Raw genomic sequence first — 15683 nt, 5'->3', positions numbered from 1 at the left:
TATTTTTAGTAATCAGTAACTAATTACTTATTTGATGTTTTAATAATACTGCTACCGTCGGTCAAGTTGATTTGGCCGCTTGTTACCACTTCTTCACCTGCTTGTAAACCTCCAATAACTTCGATGTTTTCACCGATTTCACGCCCAACCGTAATTTTCTGAATCACTGCCGTATTATTTTTCACTACGTACACATACGGGTTCTTGATGCCTTCAACCAAAGCGAGTTTTGGTATCTGTAAAACCTTAGCTTTTCCGCCCAAATCGAAGCCTACCATCACGTATGTTCCTGCACGTAAAGCGTTGGTATTCAGTTGTAATTCTACTTTGTAATTATGGTTTTCATCGCCTTTTGGAGAGATAAATTTCACAATTCCGGTAAATGCTTTGCTCGGAAAAATATCAGTCGTGATGTTTGCAGCCTGACCCAAACGAAGTTGATAAACATCTTTTTCGTTTACAAAAACAACGGCTTTCAAATGCACATCATCAACTACGGTTGCAATTACTGTTCCTGGGCTTACAAATTCACCCGCCATCAATTTGCGAGAAGTCACGATTCCACTAATTGGCGAAATAATGTTCCCATCAGCAATTTGTTGTTTCACTTGTTCCATCTGCAAACGAAGATTTTCGATGTCATATTTGCCATTTACTACGCTCAATTCTGTACCTGCATTACCTTTCAATAAATCTTCGTTACGTTGTAAATCTCTTTCGAGTTTGCTCAGTGTGAGTTCGTTAGCTTTCAAATTCAATACTTTTAATCTTGAATCAAGGCTGCCGATTACTTGTCCTTTGGCAACTCTCGAACCGACTTCGATTGAAAGCTTTTCGATTTTGCCTTGTACGCCAATGGCAATCGTTGCCTCGTTGTTGAGTTCCAGATTAGCTGGTAAAACAACTTTACCATCGTATTCCTTAAATTCTGCTGCCGTTGTAGCCACTGCAATTGGCATTTTTGAGCGGTCAACAACTACTTTGTTTGCTTCGATTTTCTTCTTATTTTTGGCAAGCGTGAATGTAATGAAGCCAATCAGTGCTAAGAGCGATATGGTGAGAATGAGCGACTTTTTCATTGATATTTTTTATTAAAATTGATTAATGTAGTTTTTTAGATTTCCTTTTGATTTTTCGTATTCGAGCCTTGTTCCTAAGAAATTAATGAGCGAGTTCACGTAATTGCTTTGGGCTTCTTTGTAAGAATAATCGGCATTGAGCAAGTCGGAGAGCATCGAAACTCCTTTTTGGTATTCGACACTGCTGCTTTCAAAAACTTCTTTAGCAAATGTTAGATTCTCTTTGTTGATTTTTAGGTCAGTTTGTGCTTTTAGTAGAAGGGAGGCTGAATTTTGAAATGCTAAGTTCATGCTTTCTGTACTTAATTTCAGATTTGTACGGGCGTTCAATAAGCTAATTTCGCTTTGTTTCAATTGGCTATTTTTGCGATAACCGCTAAAAATTGGTACGTTTACTTTCAAACCAATCGACGAAAAATCAATCCAATTGGTGAATGATTTGCCAAAATCGTTACCAAAACTCATCACACCATATCGACCGTACATCGAAACTGTTGGCATAAATGCGGCTTGTTTACGTTTCACATCAAGCTCTTGTAAAAGGATGTTGTTGCTCTGAATTTTATAATCTAAAATATCATTTACATCAAGTGAATTATCTCTTTCAAGTTGCGTGATACCTTCATAATTGATGTTTTCTAAAACACTAATATCTTCGTTGAGCGACATCCCGATTACATTCTTCAGACGGTTCAAAGCCACAGCTTTATTGGCTTGAATGATTGATTTTTGTGAAAGAATGTTATTCAACGTCGATTTCGTACGGTCATATTCGGTTTTCTTTATTACACCTTTATCGAGTCTTAGTTTTAAAATATCGAGTAATTCACGGTATTTTTTCTCATTTTCAAGCGTAATTTTTTCTTGTTCTACATAAACCAACACTTGGAAGTAAGCACTTGCAGTGTTGTAAATTAGATTATCCTGCGTTTGTTCTTTTCTCAGAGCTGCCAACTGATTATTGGGTTCGGCTGCTTTCAAGCCCAACAACATTGATTTATCATAAATCACTTGGTCGAGTTGGGCGGTTGCGTTTGTATTATATTGATTACCAAACTGCACACGAATTTCGTTCGGACTAAAGGCTCCCGCTGGAATCACCGAAACTTGACGCTTGAGGTTGTCATCGAATGTAATATTGGTGTTTATCTGTGGCAAGTACCCCGACAATGCTTCTTTTTCTTTTTCTTTGGCCGCCAAAATTTCGTTATTGGCAATGGTATTGCTTAAATGATTTTTAAGTGCAAAATCAATACAACTTTTCAGCGAAAAAGGCGTAGTTGCCTGCTGCCCAAAAGCTGCAATGGTACTGACTTGCAAAATCACATAAACCCAAAAACTTGTTTTTTTCATGTGTTATCTAAATTGAATTATTCTTATAAAAAGTTGATTTTAATATAGTTGACTTGTCAACTATTTGGGTAAAAAATTTATCTTTCAGCGTTTTCTTTTAGTTTTGATAATACTTGTCTGAAAACCAATATTTCGGCGTCCGAAATTCCTTTCAAAATCACATCTCCAAATTGTGAAAGTACTGCTTTACATCTTTCCAGCTCTGTTTCACCAGCTTCGGTTGCGATGATGTATTTTTTTCGGCGGTCAATGGCATCATTTACTCGCAAAACAAATCCTTTTGTCTCCATTTGGTCGATATGACGCATAATTCCAGATTTGTCAAGTTGCAGAATTTCGGCTAATTCTGACTGAATCGAGTCTTCTTTTGATGAAATGATTTTAAGCAAATGAAATTGTTCGGGCGAAAGAGCAAGACCATGTTTCTCAAACTCGACCGCAGAAAACTTGTGCAAAGCCCTAATCGTGCTTGCAAATATAAATTGAAGAGAATCTTTGTCTAATTCCATTAACGTTGATATTGATATAGTTGATTAGTCAACTATATGTGTTTCAAAAAAGTTTCATGGATTATATTTTTTTTGAAAAATTTTGAAGACACAACTCAACCCCCTTAAAAGTAAGCTGTTTAGGTATGGAAGTAACGATAAATCCGACTCAAAACTTCTTCATTACTTTTACCAGCATTTTTGCAATAACGGCATTTCCTTTATCGGCAGGGTGCAGGCCATCGTAAGTCATATTGATTGACTCAGTAGGGTAGGGGTATTCGTCTTTTTCGGGGTTGAAAGGTACATCAATATAAGCTGGATATTTAAAGTTTTTGTATTCGCCAGTTTTTGGGTCTTTCAATCGTTTGAAGTTGACCATATTTTTTTGTGTAATCCCACTTTTATTGAAAAGGTCAATCACAGGAATGTTTTCGATTTTCGCAATATTGACCACTGCTTCAGCAAATTGTGCCAAATTCTGCTCATTTTTAGGTTTGTAAGAGCCGTAAGCATTGTTTTTAGCATTGGCGATATATACAAAGTCGCCACGCTGAAGAGGCGTAATTAAGATAATTTTGGCATTCGGATTCAAGCTTTTTAATTTATCAATAATGATTCTGAATGAGCCATGAACCGTATTATTACCAGTATTATTCTGATAATCTTCGAGTTTGCCGAGCGGACGACCTCTCCACCAATCGTTTGTGCCGAGAAACACCGAATAGACATCGGCCGAAACCAAGCCAAGTTCATTGATTTTTTCGGCAATTCCGCCCGAAGTCCAGCCATTATGTCCTTGATTGATAAATTTGATGTGCGGGAGTTTCTCCGTTACCCTTGTCATGTAGCCTTTTGCTACTCGGTTTCCCGTTTGTTCGGGGTGGTCGTTGAGATACGTAATTGAGTCGCCGATGGCAACCCACGTGATTTCTTTGGGTTTGAAAGATAAAAAGCCGACAATAATCAGGCTAAGAAATAATACTTTTTTCATTTTCGGTTGAATAGTTTTATAAAAACAAAGCTATTCAGAAAACTAAAAAAAGATATAGAATGAGGCGAAATTATTTCTTCGCCCCGTTTTCAACTTCTTCGACCCTAAAAGCCACCATTTGTTTGATTAACTCAAAAGGCATCGGCTGACTCAACGGAAATTGGATAGAACCTTTTCCGACTTTATATTTTGATAATGCTTCTTGGAAAGCGACATTGCCCGACGGCAGAGCATAAAAACCAATATGATTTTTAAAAGCTGCAAAATAAACCAGCACTTTTCCTTGCTTGAAAGCGGGCATATTATAACTGATGGCTTCTTGAGCTTCGGGTGCAGCTTCTTTGATACAGTTACGAATTTGGTTCAGAATTTCGCCTACTTCTGGGCTATAATCAGCAATATATTGGTCGATATTCTGATAAGTTTTCTTTTCCATCTTTTTGTTTTTCGTTTATACAAATTTATGGTAAATATCAGGATATACGATTGTGTAAAAACGACTATTTGAGGGGGAGTTTGCGACAGAGTTTTATCTAAAACTTAACTTTTCCTTGATTTAATTTCTTTTTGGATGGCATTTAGGCTCATAATATTGACGATTAGCATCGGCAAAAGGGCAGTTGGTACTAAAGTCATCATACTGAAACCTTGTCGGATTGCGAGAAATATAACCGCAAACATTAATACCATAAGTACACCAGTAAAAATTGATGTTGCTTTCTTGAGGTTTTTGACCTTAGTGTTAAGTTCGTCGAGTGAGAGTTTTGAATAAGGATTTTCTTTCATAAGTGTTTAGAGTTTGTTTAGACTTTAGCAAATGTAGTAAAAAATATCACGTCGAATAACTTCAATAGAGTCGTAAATTCATATTTAACCCATTTTTTTGTGAAGTATTTCGTACTTTTGTACTTCATTTCGAAACAAATAAAAATTATCAATACGAAATATCGTATGAGAAAGAAAATTGAAATTCTGTCACCAGCCAAAAACCTGATTCAAGGTATGGCCGCTATCAATGCTGGGGCAGATGCTGTATATATCGGAGCTCCGCAGTTTGGGGCAAGAACCAACGCCACCAATTCGGTCGAAGATATTGCCGAAATGGTGCGTTATGCTCACTTATTCAAGGCACAGGTTTTTGTGGTTATCAATACAATTTTGTACGATGATGAACTGAATCAATGCAAAAAACTGATTCATGAACTCTACGACATTGGCGTTGATGCCCTCATTGTGCAAGACATGGCCATTATGGAAATGGACTTGCCGCCAATTGTGATTCATGCCAGTACGCAAGCCAACAACCGTGACCCAAAACACGTCAAGTTTTTGGCCGATGCAGGCATGAAACGTGCGGTTTTGGCTCGTGAGTTAAACCTTGACCAAGTGCGTGAAATTAGCGAAGCGACCGATATTGAACTCGAATTTTTTGTTTCGGGGGCATTGTGTGTGTCGTTTAGTGGAAATTGTTATATGAGTATTGCGGGTGGCGAGCGTAGTGCCAATCGTGGTTCGTGTGCCCAAAACTGCCGTTTGCCTTATCAGTTGATTGACGGAACTGGCAAAACGCTAATTGCTAACAGTCACTTATTGTCAATCAAAGACTTAGATTTGAGCGACCAACTTCCTAATCTTATTGAGGCGGGAGTGTGTTCGTTCAAAATCGAAGGACGTTTGAAAGATATTGTTTATGTGAAAAACAATACTTCGTTTTTGAGAAAGAAATTAGATGCTTTCTTGGAAGCGAATACTGAAAAGTACCAAAAAGCTTCGTCGGGTAGAACTTTCTATAATTTTGAGCCAGAAATGGACAGAAGTTTCAACCGTGGCTATACCGATTATTTTGTAAACAAACGCAAAGAGAAAATCGGAAACTGGGAGAGTCCAAAGTCGCAAGGGCAGTATATCGGAAAAGTGCTTGAAATAAAAGCCAATGGCTATATCATAGAGAATTACGAAAAGCTAAACAATGGTGATGGACTTTATTTCATCAATGCTGATGGCGAAGCCGATGGAGCTCAAATTAATATCATTTTCAATAATATTGTTATTCCAAATACTTTTAAGCCGTTGCCAGTTGGCACACTTATCTACCGAAACTCTGATGCAGAATTCAACAAAATGGTAGAAAAAGAAAACAGTGCAGTCAGAAAAATTGGTGTGAAACTATACTTTACCGAAACTGCCGATGGTTTTCAACTAAAAGCTATCGACGAAGACGGACACCAAAATACGGTGAGTATGCAAGCCGAGAAAGTGCTGGCAAACTCTGCTGAATCGGTGATTCCGAACATCAAGAAAAACTTAGCTAAAACTGGCAATACACCATTTATTGTTGATGATATTGAGGTAGAATTTTCGGGAAACTGGTTTTTACCAATCTCGAAAGTAAACGAAATCAGACGTGAAGTTTTAGAGCAACTCGTTGATATTCGGGTGAAAGAATACCACCGAGAAACTTTCCAGATTCAGAAAACCGACCACCCGTATCCAGTACAAAAATTAGATTACACTTACAACGTATCGAACAAATTGGCAAGAGCCTTTTATAAACGACACGGCGTAACGGAAATCGAAAAAGCTTTTGAACTACAATGGGACCCAGGCAAAGCACGAGTAATGACCACCAAATATTGCGTGAAATATGAATTGGGCAAATGTGCAAGATTCCAACGTGAAACAATGGGCGAGAAATTGGTGGAACCGCTCACGCTCAAACACGGTGAAAACGAATACAAATTGAAGTTTAATTGCAAGCCTTGCGAAATGGAAATTTGGGAAAAAGATGCCGAGTTAGAATTTGAAGACGAAGACGAGCAATTGGGTTGGTTTAGTAAATAATTGTGCGATTCAATAGAAAAACCGTCTGATACTTGATGTCAGACGGTTTTTCTATAGGACAGCTATCCAAAAATTTAGTTAATAATTTCTCCTGTATTTTTAGTCAGAGCGTCTTTCCATCGGGCAATTTCTTCAGGTGTTTGCCTGACCCAATCGGTCACTTCTCCAACAATTTTCAAGGGTGCTTTACTTCTAAACGAGCGAGTTGGATTTCCTGGAAATTTTTTGTCAGTAACATTTGGGTCATTTTCAAAATCACCCGTAGGTTCAACGATATAGACCCGCTGCGAGCCATCGCCTTGTGCTAAAGCAGCCGCAAGTCCCGCTCCGTTGGGTAGAGCAGTAAAATAAATATGGTTCATGATGATTTCGGGCTTATAATTCGACCGAAACCCCGCCGTGAGTAAATCACCGATTTGTAAATCAGCTTTTGTGCCGTGATAAAATGGGCCACGGTCTAAGACGTTTGATTCTGTTGTAGCGTTTTTCATATTTTTGTTAACTTGTTCTCTGCTTTTTTACTATTTTTTGCTTGAATCTAATATTCTTTCTCAAAATTTAGAGCAAAAATATAAAAAACAAACCTCACGTAGCACTACTACGTGAGGTTTTCTTCTTCATAATTGTTGTGCCGTTCAAAGCTTAGTTATTGACAGGCTTTTCGGTAAAAGCCGTAAGCGTTTTGCCATCATAGCGGTAAAGGCCAACTTCACGAGTCCCTATCCAAATATTATTATCTTTATCTACAAAAAGGCTTTCGATGGCACTATTACTCAATTTCTCAGTCGGAAATGCTCTGAAATTCTTACCATCGTAGATACTTATACAACCTTCCTTAATTCCTTTGGCATCTTTTCTGATACTGCCAATCCAAATATTTCCTTCTTTATCGGCAGCCATTGCTCTAATGATATTATCGCAGAAACCATCTTTATCTGTAAAATTTGTAAGTGTTTTGCCATCATATTTAGTTATTCCATAGCGACAGGCATGACTAAACCAAAGGTCGCCTTTTTTATCCTCCACAACTATATTTGCCGAGCTATACATACTTTTTTGTTCGAGCATATCTTTGAAACTTTTCACTATCGTATCTGAGGCCTTCGTTGTGTTTTCTTCTTGTGGGAAATTCTTGAAACTTTTGCCATCATAGCGATACGACCCAAACCAGATATTACCTGATTTTTCTTGATAGATACTATAAATTGCTACATGGTGAAAACCATCGCTGGAAAGTGGGCCTTCGTTTTGTAAAAAATGATTAAACGTTTTACCGTTGTATTGAAATACGCCTTCATCTTGCGTTCCGAACCAAATATTGCCCATTTTATCTTGTAGCATACTTAGCACGGTTTTGTTTTGCGGAGGTAAACAACCTTTCTGTGGAGCAGCTTGACGAAAAAACGGACTCATAATTGGCGTTCGAGTCCATGGAAGAGCGAAATCTTTAAATTTCTTCCCATCAAATCTGCAAACACCGTCTTTTGTTCCAACCCAAATATTTCCCTTAAAATCTTCCATGATGCACTGAACGATATTGCTATTGAGGCCGTCTTTCATCGTAAAATTTACAAAGCCTTTTCCATCATAGCGATACACACCTGCTCCCGACGTAGCAAACCACATATTGCCCGATTTATCTTGCAAGCTGCTTCTAATAAATGCGTATTGATTCGTACCTGACGGAATGATAAGTTTTGGATGAGATACCTGATTTTGAGCCTTGCTGTGGCAACCTTGCAACAACAACAATGCTATTATGAGCGAATAGATTTTCATATTTTTAAGCGTTTATAATTTTCATATTTTTGTTTTACCACGGACCATTTTGCTTGACTTGATAGAAACGAGTGCCATTAAATCTGTAAAGTCCTTGCCCTGCTCCCCACCACATATTTCCATCTTTATCTTGAAACATACTTTGCACACAACAATTCAGACCATCGGCTGGCGTGAAAACCTTAAAGGCTTTCGGGTTTGGTAACGGAATCGACGGGTCGAATCTGGTGGTGCTACCTCGTGCTGTAATCCAAATAATGCCTGATTCTTCGATGTAGATTCCCCAAAATTCGGTGCCTCCTAAGCCATCTTTGGCAGTGTACTCCGTGAAAGTTTTGCCCGATGGGTCATATTTACAAATGCCGTTTTTCATCGTAAACCAGATATTTCCTGCTTTATCTTGTGATAAACCACCAGCATAGTTTTCTCCCAATTTTTCTGTTTCATTGAAATTTACAAGGCTTTTTTCTCCTTCTGAAGGGTTATATCGAAAGACACCTTTATCTGACGACGCAAACCAAATGTTTCCATCTTTATCTTCCATAATGCCCGCAACATTCATGGGTGGAAGCAGCTCTTTAAACAATGAAAAACTTTTTCGGCCTTCGTTATCTGCTACGGGGTCATATCGGTAAACTCCTCCGTGAGTACCCACCCAAATATTGCCCGATTTATCAACAAGAATGCCCTTTCGAGTAATATCTACATGGTTCAAACCATCTTTTTGGTTATAATTTTTGAAGGTTTTTCCGTCATATTTATAAACTCCTTGGTCAGTTCCAAACCACATATTTCCATCATTATCTTCATTAATAGCATAGACAGTTTGGTTATAAAAACCATCGGGGGTGGAAAAGTACTTCAAAGTTTTTACATCGTATTTCACAACTCCATCGCCTATTGTACCAAACCATAAATTATCTTTAGAATCCTGAAAGATACTTCGGATATATTGGCTGACCAATGTTGTATCAAAATCAGGAGCTAACCCAACTGGCTTAAAGTTTCTGATTATTTTAGGAATTGGTTTCGAGGCATTTGATTTTACTTGCCCATTACAGGAGGTGCAAAAAGCTGCTATTATAAACAAAGCCAACACTTGTGTGTATTTCATCATTTCTTTCTTTTATTAACAACCACCTTTGCGAGGCGGACGGTTATAGATTACTTTACTATCTCGTTCTACATAGTCACCCGATATGATTGGATAGGTGTATTTGGGTGCATGCGATACAAAATGACTTTTGATAATTATTTTGTCGTTAACTTTCAGGCTATTTAATTGTTGAAATTCATCAGATTTTAGCGGCCCAAAACTGAGAATAAAATCCTCACCATTAATATTGGCCATCACTCCGAATCCTACTCTTGAGCCTTCAGGAAGCGAAAGAGAGGTTATGACAGCCTCAATATTAGTAAAAGTACTTATCTGTTTTCTTATTTTTGCTTCGCTGGCATACACTTTTTTACCTGCGGGAGATGCTTCCCATTTTTTGTACATTACACCATCTGGCGAAGCCTCCCATTGTTTCCTTGCAGCTTTTATTTCAGCGGCAGTGGGGGGCTTAGAGATTGCCTTTTTAGAAGTTTCATTTTTAATTTCACGATTGGCAAATACCAGTCCACCTACCACAACCAGCGGTAAGAACAGCACATAAATGAGTTTTTTCATAATTTTTGTATGTTTAATTAATTTTATTTCGAACGTGTGTTCACTTTCTAAGTAGCATCCTACAACGAATCGCTACTCTCAGATTTTCGACAAATCTACTGGCTTGCAAGCATAAAATTGCTAAAAGCCTTGTAAATAGACTGTAAACGACTTGTAAAATGATTGTAAAAGCAATTATTTGTGGTACAGATTGTTTATTTTTGTCTATGAAATCAAAGATTCTACCTTTTTTCATCGTAAGCTGTTTGCTTTTCACGATAGTTTCGTTTGTGGCAGAGAAGTCGGATAAGAGCGATTTTGAGTCCGCAAAGGAAGTAATCATTATGCGTGAAATTTCCAACCGAGTGCTGCGTTACACAGGCGATACTACTTCAATGGTGTTGCCCATCAATCGTTTGGGCGAAAATGAGTTTGAGATTCCGTTTGAAAGTGGCTTTACGTTCAAGCCCGATTCGTTGGTGCGTATCATTGATAGAGTTATTTCGAGCAATGATTTACCACGTAATTATATCGTAAATGTTATCGAATGTAATACCTCAAAAGTAATTTTTGGTTATGCAGTTTTAGGCGTAAATCAAAAAAGTATAGTGCCATGTTTAGGTCGTCAGCAACCAAGCAAACGCTATTGTATCAATATAAAATTTGAAGAATCAAATTGGTTTAGCAAGCATCTGTACTTGTTGGGGCTTGGTTTGCTTGGTGTTGGACTAATCGCTTTTGTTGCACAACGATTCAGAAAAACAGACCTTCTTGCGAAAGAAATTATTGAAGAACCTTCGGTAAATAAAGCCACCATTCAAATTGGACAGTTTGAGTTTTTGCCCGAAGAATTATTATTAGTCTTTGAATCGGAGAAAATTCCGCTAACCATCAAAGAGGCTAAACTACTGAGCATTTTTGCGAGCAATCTCAACCAAATCGTTGACCGAAACCGCCTACAAAAAGAAGTTTGGGAAGACGAAGGCGTAATTGTAGGCCGAAGTCTGGATATGTTTATCTCGAAACTCCGCAAGAAACTGGAACAAGACCCTGCCGTAAAACTTACCAATATTCACGGAAAAGGCTACAAACTGGAAGTATAAAAATGTTATTTAGCAAAATCTTGTTTCGTAGTAAAATAGTCAAGCAGTAAAACCAAGATTATCATACTGAAATACGTGACTTTCTGCATGGTTGGCAAATAAACAAGGTCTCCAAAACCAAAAAGATATAAAGTGAAATAAAAATTCAGCATACCGATAACGCACAAAATTTTGAAGAAATGTAGCTTCGATTTCAGAACAAATACCGTGATGTAAAAAATGCTGAGCAGGAATAGTGTACTGGCTATCGTAACCATGATGTCGTGTAGTGGCGTTACGATTAGAAATGTAAAAATCATTCCGCCTGCTCCCGCATATTTTATGACGTTGGCGGCACTTTTTTGCGGAATTTTCTCCGAAAATCGCATAAAAAACATCGCAAAACTTACCGCAAGAAAAATCATTCCTGCATCGGCCCAAAATCGGGCTGGGTTGTCAGAGCCATTCAAAGCTTTTGCCCCAAAAAGGTTACTGATAAAGTTTTTTGTTAGGTCGAAACCCACTGAATTTTTATCGAGTACTGAGCCGCCAGGGTAAACCATCATAGCGATGGATAGCAACAATAATGAAGCAGAGATTCCTATCAGAACCGAGTGTCTTTTTAGCATCTAAGTTTTTTCGGTGGTTTATTGCTCACCGAATGCTGTAAATGTATGATTTTGAGGGTTTTATGGCAAGAGTATATACACAGACGGAATAAACATTTCGCTTAACGGAGTAATTTGACACACCTCAGATTATCGAAACCGAGGTATGCCAAATTTGGTAGGTTTTTATTTAAAAGTATAAAACACGCCAAAGTTTGTGTTATTGGTCAATGAACCATTCAGATTGACAACTGTTGTTCTTTCTAATCTATTGAATTGCAGACTTGCCGAACCAAACCCCGCACTTACCATAAACTGGTTCGTGATATGGTACATGAACCGTAGTGGCGAAGCATAGGCGTTTACGTTGAATCCGTTTATATCGCCAAAAACACCTTTCACCGAGCCACCAATGTAAGGAGCAAGGTAGAGTTTATCAATAATTTTTACGAATTTCCCTCGCTCAATGGCTGGACCAACCATAACCATGTTGGGGCTTTCTTCAATGTTCGAAAGTACATTGATGCTTCCTCCGTATGCCCAATACGTGTTATCATTTTTGATTTTTCCGTAGAGAAGCGACCCTCCGAAAGCAGTAATTGTCTGGCCACTTCCACTGATGATGTTTGCTGATAATGAGCCGTTTATGATTTTTCGGCCTGCCAAATCTTGTCCAAAAGTTGTGAGAGACAATAAAAGGAATAATCCTGCGAGAATGTTGTGTTTTTTCATTTGAATGGTAGATTTAAATTATTTATTGTTAAAAAGTTGGTAATACGTATGGAATGAATTGTTGTGTTTTATGAGGAAAATTTGGCAATCCATTTGCTGAAAATTTCAACGAATGGATTGCTATTTAAAATTTTATTTCGCCAAACCAGCTTCGGCAACTAAAGTAAGTAAAGCTGCTTGAATGGCTTTGTGTCCTTCAAAGTCGTACCACCATTCGTTGAGCGAGTGAGCGTTTCCGCTTTTGCCGCCTCGGCCAATCGTAACGGCTGGAATACCTTTTGAAATCGGAATATTTGAGTTGGTTGAACCACGAGTTATTTGTGGCGTTTCGCCAAAAAACGAAGAAACTGCCATAGTTTTTTGAATCAACGGAAGATTTTCGGGTAATTCGCCCGATGGACGGTCGCCGATTTTTACAATATCCACCGTGAGGGCTGGCCCCATGCGTTTCATGGCGTTGTGTTCGTCGAGGGCTTTTTTTACCGAAGCCTTCAAAATAGCATCGACTTGGTTGAGGTTATCGGGAAACTCCGAACGCATATCAATTTCCATCCAAGATTCAAAAGCAATCGAATTGACCGATGTTCCACCACCGATACGCCCCACATTGTAGCTCGTTCTGGCACCCGATTTGGTGTATTTATCGGCTGCCGTAGAGAAATAATGAATAGCCGAACCCAAAGCATGCTGAGGATTGGCCAAACCGAATGCTCCCCACGAGTGTCCACCCGGCCCACGGAAGGTTATTCGATAGCGGTACGAACCAAGTCCCATTGTGTTTACTCGGCTAATATCTCCGCCATCGACCGCAATCCAAGAATCTATTTTTCGGCCTTCGCCATTGAACAGATATTTCACGCCACGTAAATCACCCAATCCTTCTTCACCGACAGTTCCTATAAATAAAACATCTGCTTGAGTTTCGATTTTTGCGGCCTCCATGGCTCTTAAAATAGAAGGCAGTAAAATCAAACCACGAGTATTATCGCCAATGCCAGGGGCGTAAAGTGTATCGCCTTTGAATTTTACTTTTACATCGGTTTCGATGGGAAAAACGGTGTCGAGGTGAGCATCAAAACCTACGCAACGGTTAGGGTTTTTACCTTTGCGGAGGGCAATCACATTGCCAACTTTATCAATCCAGACCGAATCTGCTCCTGCTTCTTTGAGCATGGCCGCAAATCGAGCCGCTCTTTTTTCTTCCTTATATGGCGGAGCAGGAATTTCGTTGAGCATAATTAGGTCTTCTCGGTTTCGCTTGTTTTCCGATAAAATAACCTGAAACGCTGCTTGAATTTGCTTATTTTGAGCCAATTGGGCAATTTCTTTCTGATACTCAGGAGCAATTTTGCCTGCTTTACCCGCTTCATCTTCTTGCGAAAAGGCGTTCTCGAACGAGGCAAAGAATACACACAAAATAATGCTTATACTTAAAGATATTTTCATAGATGTTTAGTTTATTGAAAGTGAACGCCAATTTAGTGATTTTTCAGCAAGTAGTTGTTAGGAATTTCGCTTTTTGATGGCGGTGTTGCTTTAAAAAGATTGAATACATATTCAACTTAACCGAGAAATTCAGTCCTAAAGTAATCTCTTTCGATAGACTCGGCCTGTAAGTTTTCAGCAAAAATTTATAGTACATAAGTGTAATCCTTTCAAACTAAGGTTTTAGCTTAAATAAGGTTTTATCTATCATACATTTTGTGGAAAATTTTACCCAATCATTAGAAAATTTCAATTAGAAATAAAATTAGGTAGGCTGGTATATGATTTTTAAGTTATTGAATAACAACGATTTATAAACTAAATCTTATAAGTCTTATTCAACATACATTTAAACAGTTACTACAATGAAAACTATATATTTATTAGGAATCTTGGTTATGATGCAGTCGTGTAACCTCCTAAACGAAAAAGCTGAGATAACACCTTTGCAGAATCCATTAACAACACCGTCTTCTTCCAAAAACTCTACACCGCCCGAGAATACTACACCTCCTAAGGAAGAAGATTCTGAGATAGTAGGGAATACAAAATATACGTACGAAGAAAGAAAAGATATTGCTTATGGCTCAGATGAACTTCAAAAATATGATTTGTATCTACCAAAAATAACAGAAGGTGGAGCTCAGACAAAAGTACCTGTAATTGTACTTTTTCATGGTGGAAACTGGAGTGAAGGAGATAAAAGTTTTATTTTACCGATGGTCGAATACCTCAAACAAAAAAACTTGAGATGTGCTATCGTTAATGCCAATTATAGATTAACTTTTAAATCAGGAGTTACTTACCGTGAGCAATTGGATGATATACGAGCAATTATCAATAAGCTTTCGGGTGAAGCAGGTAGTCTGAACATCGACCCCAAATTTTTCTTGATGGGTATTAGTGCAGGTGGACATTTGGCATTGTTGTATTCATATACTTCAAATTCTAATGGTGCAGTAAAAGCAGTTGGAGGGATTGTTCCACCAGCAGATTTAACTACTCCCGATATCAGACAAGGCCGTATGGATACTGATATTACGAAGCTCGTTGGTAAGCCATTTGAGGGAAATCTTGAAGAATACAAAAATGCAAGTCCTTATTTTCAGGTTAAAAGTAATGCTACGCCTACAATAGTTTTTTATGGTGGAAAAGACACGGTTGTTCCAATGGCTCAGGGGACCGCTTTTAATAATAAGCTCATAGATTTGAAGGTTCCGCATGAATATAAAATTTATCAAGACCAAGGGCATGAGTGGTCAGTTTTGCCAGAAACATTAGATTTTACGATTAGTTTTATTGACAAGTATATGTAAGCGTCTGATTAAGATTATAAAAAATCCCTTATCATCTTTCACGAATGATAAGGGATTTTTGTTGCTTTTCTTGACGAAATATATGGAATCTATTAGGGCTTATAAATGAAAAATGTAACAGGTTTGAAAATGTTTCGTACCTATGCTACTCGGTATGTTAGGCGATTCATATTCCACCGATTGAAGCGAAACGTCGCACCGTTCGGCGGCTACAAAATGTATTAAGTCTATGGCTTTAGATGGTTTTGGTTTTTTGTTTAATGTTGTTGTATCAA

At 38.1% G+C, this 15683-nt stretch carries 16 protein-coding genes; 3 read left to right on the top strand and 13 right to left on the bottom strand.

What is annotated here, in order from left to right:
• Positions 1-23: 23 nt before the first annotated feature.
• The 6 genes from ABR854_RS19615 to ABR854_RS19590 form a co-directional block, all read right to left on the bottom strand.
• Positions 24-1079, bottom strand: coding sequence for an efflux RND transporter periplasmic adaptor subunit (locus ABR854_RS19615; RefSeq protein WP_350267550.1), 1056 nt, complete (start codon positions 1077-1079; stop codon positions 24-26).
• Between the two features lie 12 nt (positions 1080-1091).
• Entirely contained in the window at positions 1092-2432 is a 1341-nt protein-coding gene (locus ABR854_RS19610; RefSeq protein WP_350267549.1) for a TolC family protein, read from the bottom strand.
• 77 nt (positions 2433-2509) lie between these two features.
• Entirely contained in the window at positions 2510-2941 is a 432-nt protein-coding gene (locus tag ABR854_RS19605; protein WP_350267548.1) for a MarR family winged helix-turn-helix transcriptional regulator, read from the bottom strand.
• A 148-nt stretch (positions 2942-3089) separates the two neighbouring features.
• Entirely contained in the window at positions 3090-3914 is an 825-nt protein-coding gene (locus tag ABR854_RS19600) for an SGNH/GDSL hydrolase family protein (protein ID WP_350267547.1), read from the bottom strand.
• Between the two features lie 70 nt (positions 3915-3984).
• Entirely contained in the window at positions 3985-4350 is a 366-nt protein-coding gene (locus ABR854_RS19595; protein ID WP_350267546.1) for an iron chaperone, read from the bottom strand.
• A gap of 104 nt (positions 4351-4454) precedes the next feature.
• Entirely contained in the window at positions 4455-4700 is a 246-nt protein-coding gene (locus ABR854_RS19590) for a hypothetical protein (RefSeq protein WP_350267545.1), read from the bottom strand.
• 165 nt (positions 4701-4865) lie between these two features.
• Between ABR854_RS19590 and ABR854_RS19585 the strand changes: the two genes are divergently transcribed.
• Positions 4866-6755 carry a peptidase U32 family protein gene (locus tag ABR854_RS19585; protein WP_350267544.1) on the top strand — a complete coding sequence of 630 codons (1890 nt, stop codon included), beginning with the start codon at positions 4866-4868 and terminating at the stop codon, positions 6753-6755.
• 74 nt (positions 6756-6829) lie between these two features.
• On the opposite strand, the gene arr is transcribed toward ABR854_RS19585, so the two are convergent.
• The 4 genes from arr to ABR854_RS19565 all read right to left on the bottom strand — a co-directional run bounded on the left by arr (position 6830) and on the right by ABR854_RS19565 (position 10206).
• Positions 6830-7246, bottom strand: a complete 417-nt coding sequence (arr, locus tag ABR854_RS19580; RefSeq protein ID WP_350267543.1) for an NAD(+)--rifampin ADP-ribosyltransferase — start codon at positions 7244-7246, stop codon at positions 6830-6832.
• Positions 7247-7397: 151 nt separating this feature from the next.
• Positions 7398-8534 carry a ligand-binding sensor domain-containing protein gene (locus ABR854_RS19575; RefSeq protein WP_350267542.1) on the bottom strand — a complete coding sequence of 379 codons (1137 nt, stop codon included), beginning with the start codon at positions 8532-8534 and terminating at the stop codon, positions 7398-7400.
• 34 nt (positions 8535-8568) lie between these two features.
• Positions 8569-9651 carry a ligand-binding sensor domain-containing protein gene (locus tag ABR854_RS19570; RefSeq protein ID WP_350267541.1) on the bottom strand — a complete coding sequence of 361 codons (1083 nt, stop codon included), beginning with the start codon at positions 9649-9651 and terminating at the stop codon, positions 8569-8571.
• A gap of 12 nt (positions 9652-9663) precedes the next feature.
• Positions 9664-10206 (bottom strand): hypothetical protein, encoded by a 543-nt coding sequence (locus tag ABR854_RS19565; protein ID WP_350267540.1) that lies wholly within the window; start codon positions 10204-10206, stop codon positions 9664-9666.
• A 158-nt stretch (positions 10207-10364) separates the two neighbouring features.
• Between ABR854_RS19565 and ABR854_RS19560 the strand changes: the two genes are divergently transcribed.
• Positions 10365-11288: a winged helix-turn-helix domain-containing protein gene (locus tag ABR854_RS19560; protein WP_350267539.1), complete on the top strand. Its 924-nt coding sequence runs from the start codon at positions 10365-10367 to the stop codon at positions 11286-11288.
• 5 nt (positions 11289-11293) lie between these two features.
• Here the strand turns inward: ABR854_RS19560 and ABR854_RS19555 are convergent, their stop codons facing one another.
• From ABR854_RS19555 to ABR854_RS19545, 3 genes are all read right to left on the bottom strand, one after another.
• A complete protein-coding gene (locus tag ABR854_RS19555; protein WP_350267538.1) occupies positions 11294-11896 on the bottom strand; it encodes a hypothetical protein in 603 nt (200 codons plus the stop codon).
• Positions 11897-12061: 165 nt separating this feature from the next.
• A complete protein-coding gene (locus ABR854_RS19550; RefSeq protein ID WP_350267537.1) occupies positions 12062-12607 on the bottom strand; it encodes a hypothetical protein in 546 nt (181 codons plus the stop codon).
• 132 nt (positions 12608-12739) lie between these two features.
• Positions 12740-14053, bottom strand: coding sequence for a M20/M25/M40 family metallo-hydrolase (locus ABR854_RS19545; protein ID WP_350267536.1), 1314 nt, complete (start codon positions 14051-14053; stop codon positions 12740-12742).
• A gap of 404 nt (positions 14054-14457) precedes the next feature.
• Here ABR854_RS19545 and ABR854_RS19540 point away from each other — a divergent pair, with 404 nt between their 5' ends.
• Complete coding sequence (locus tag ABR854_RS19540; RefSeq protein ID WP_350267535.1) at positions 14458-15408, top strand: alpha/beta hydrolase fold domain-containing protein; 951 nt, start codon at positions 14458-14460, stop codon at positions 15406-15408.
• Positions 15409-15683 lie beyond the last annotated feature (275 nt).

The sequence above is a fragment of the Emticicia sp. W12TSBA100-4 genome (assembly GCF_040253585.1).
GTDB lineage: Bacteria > Bacteroidota > Bacteroidia > Cytophagales > Spirosomataceae > Emticicia.
This window is presented reverse-complemented; position numbering and strand designations above follow the sequence as displayed.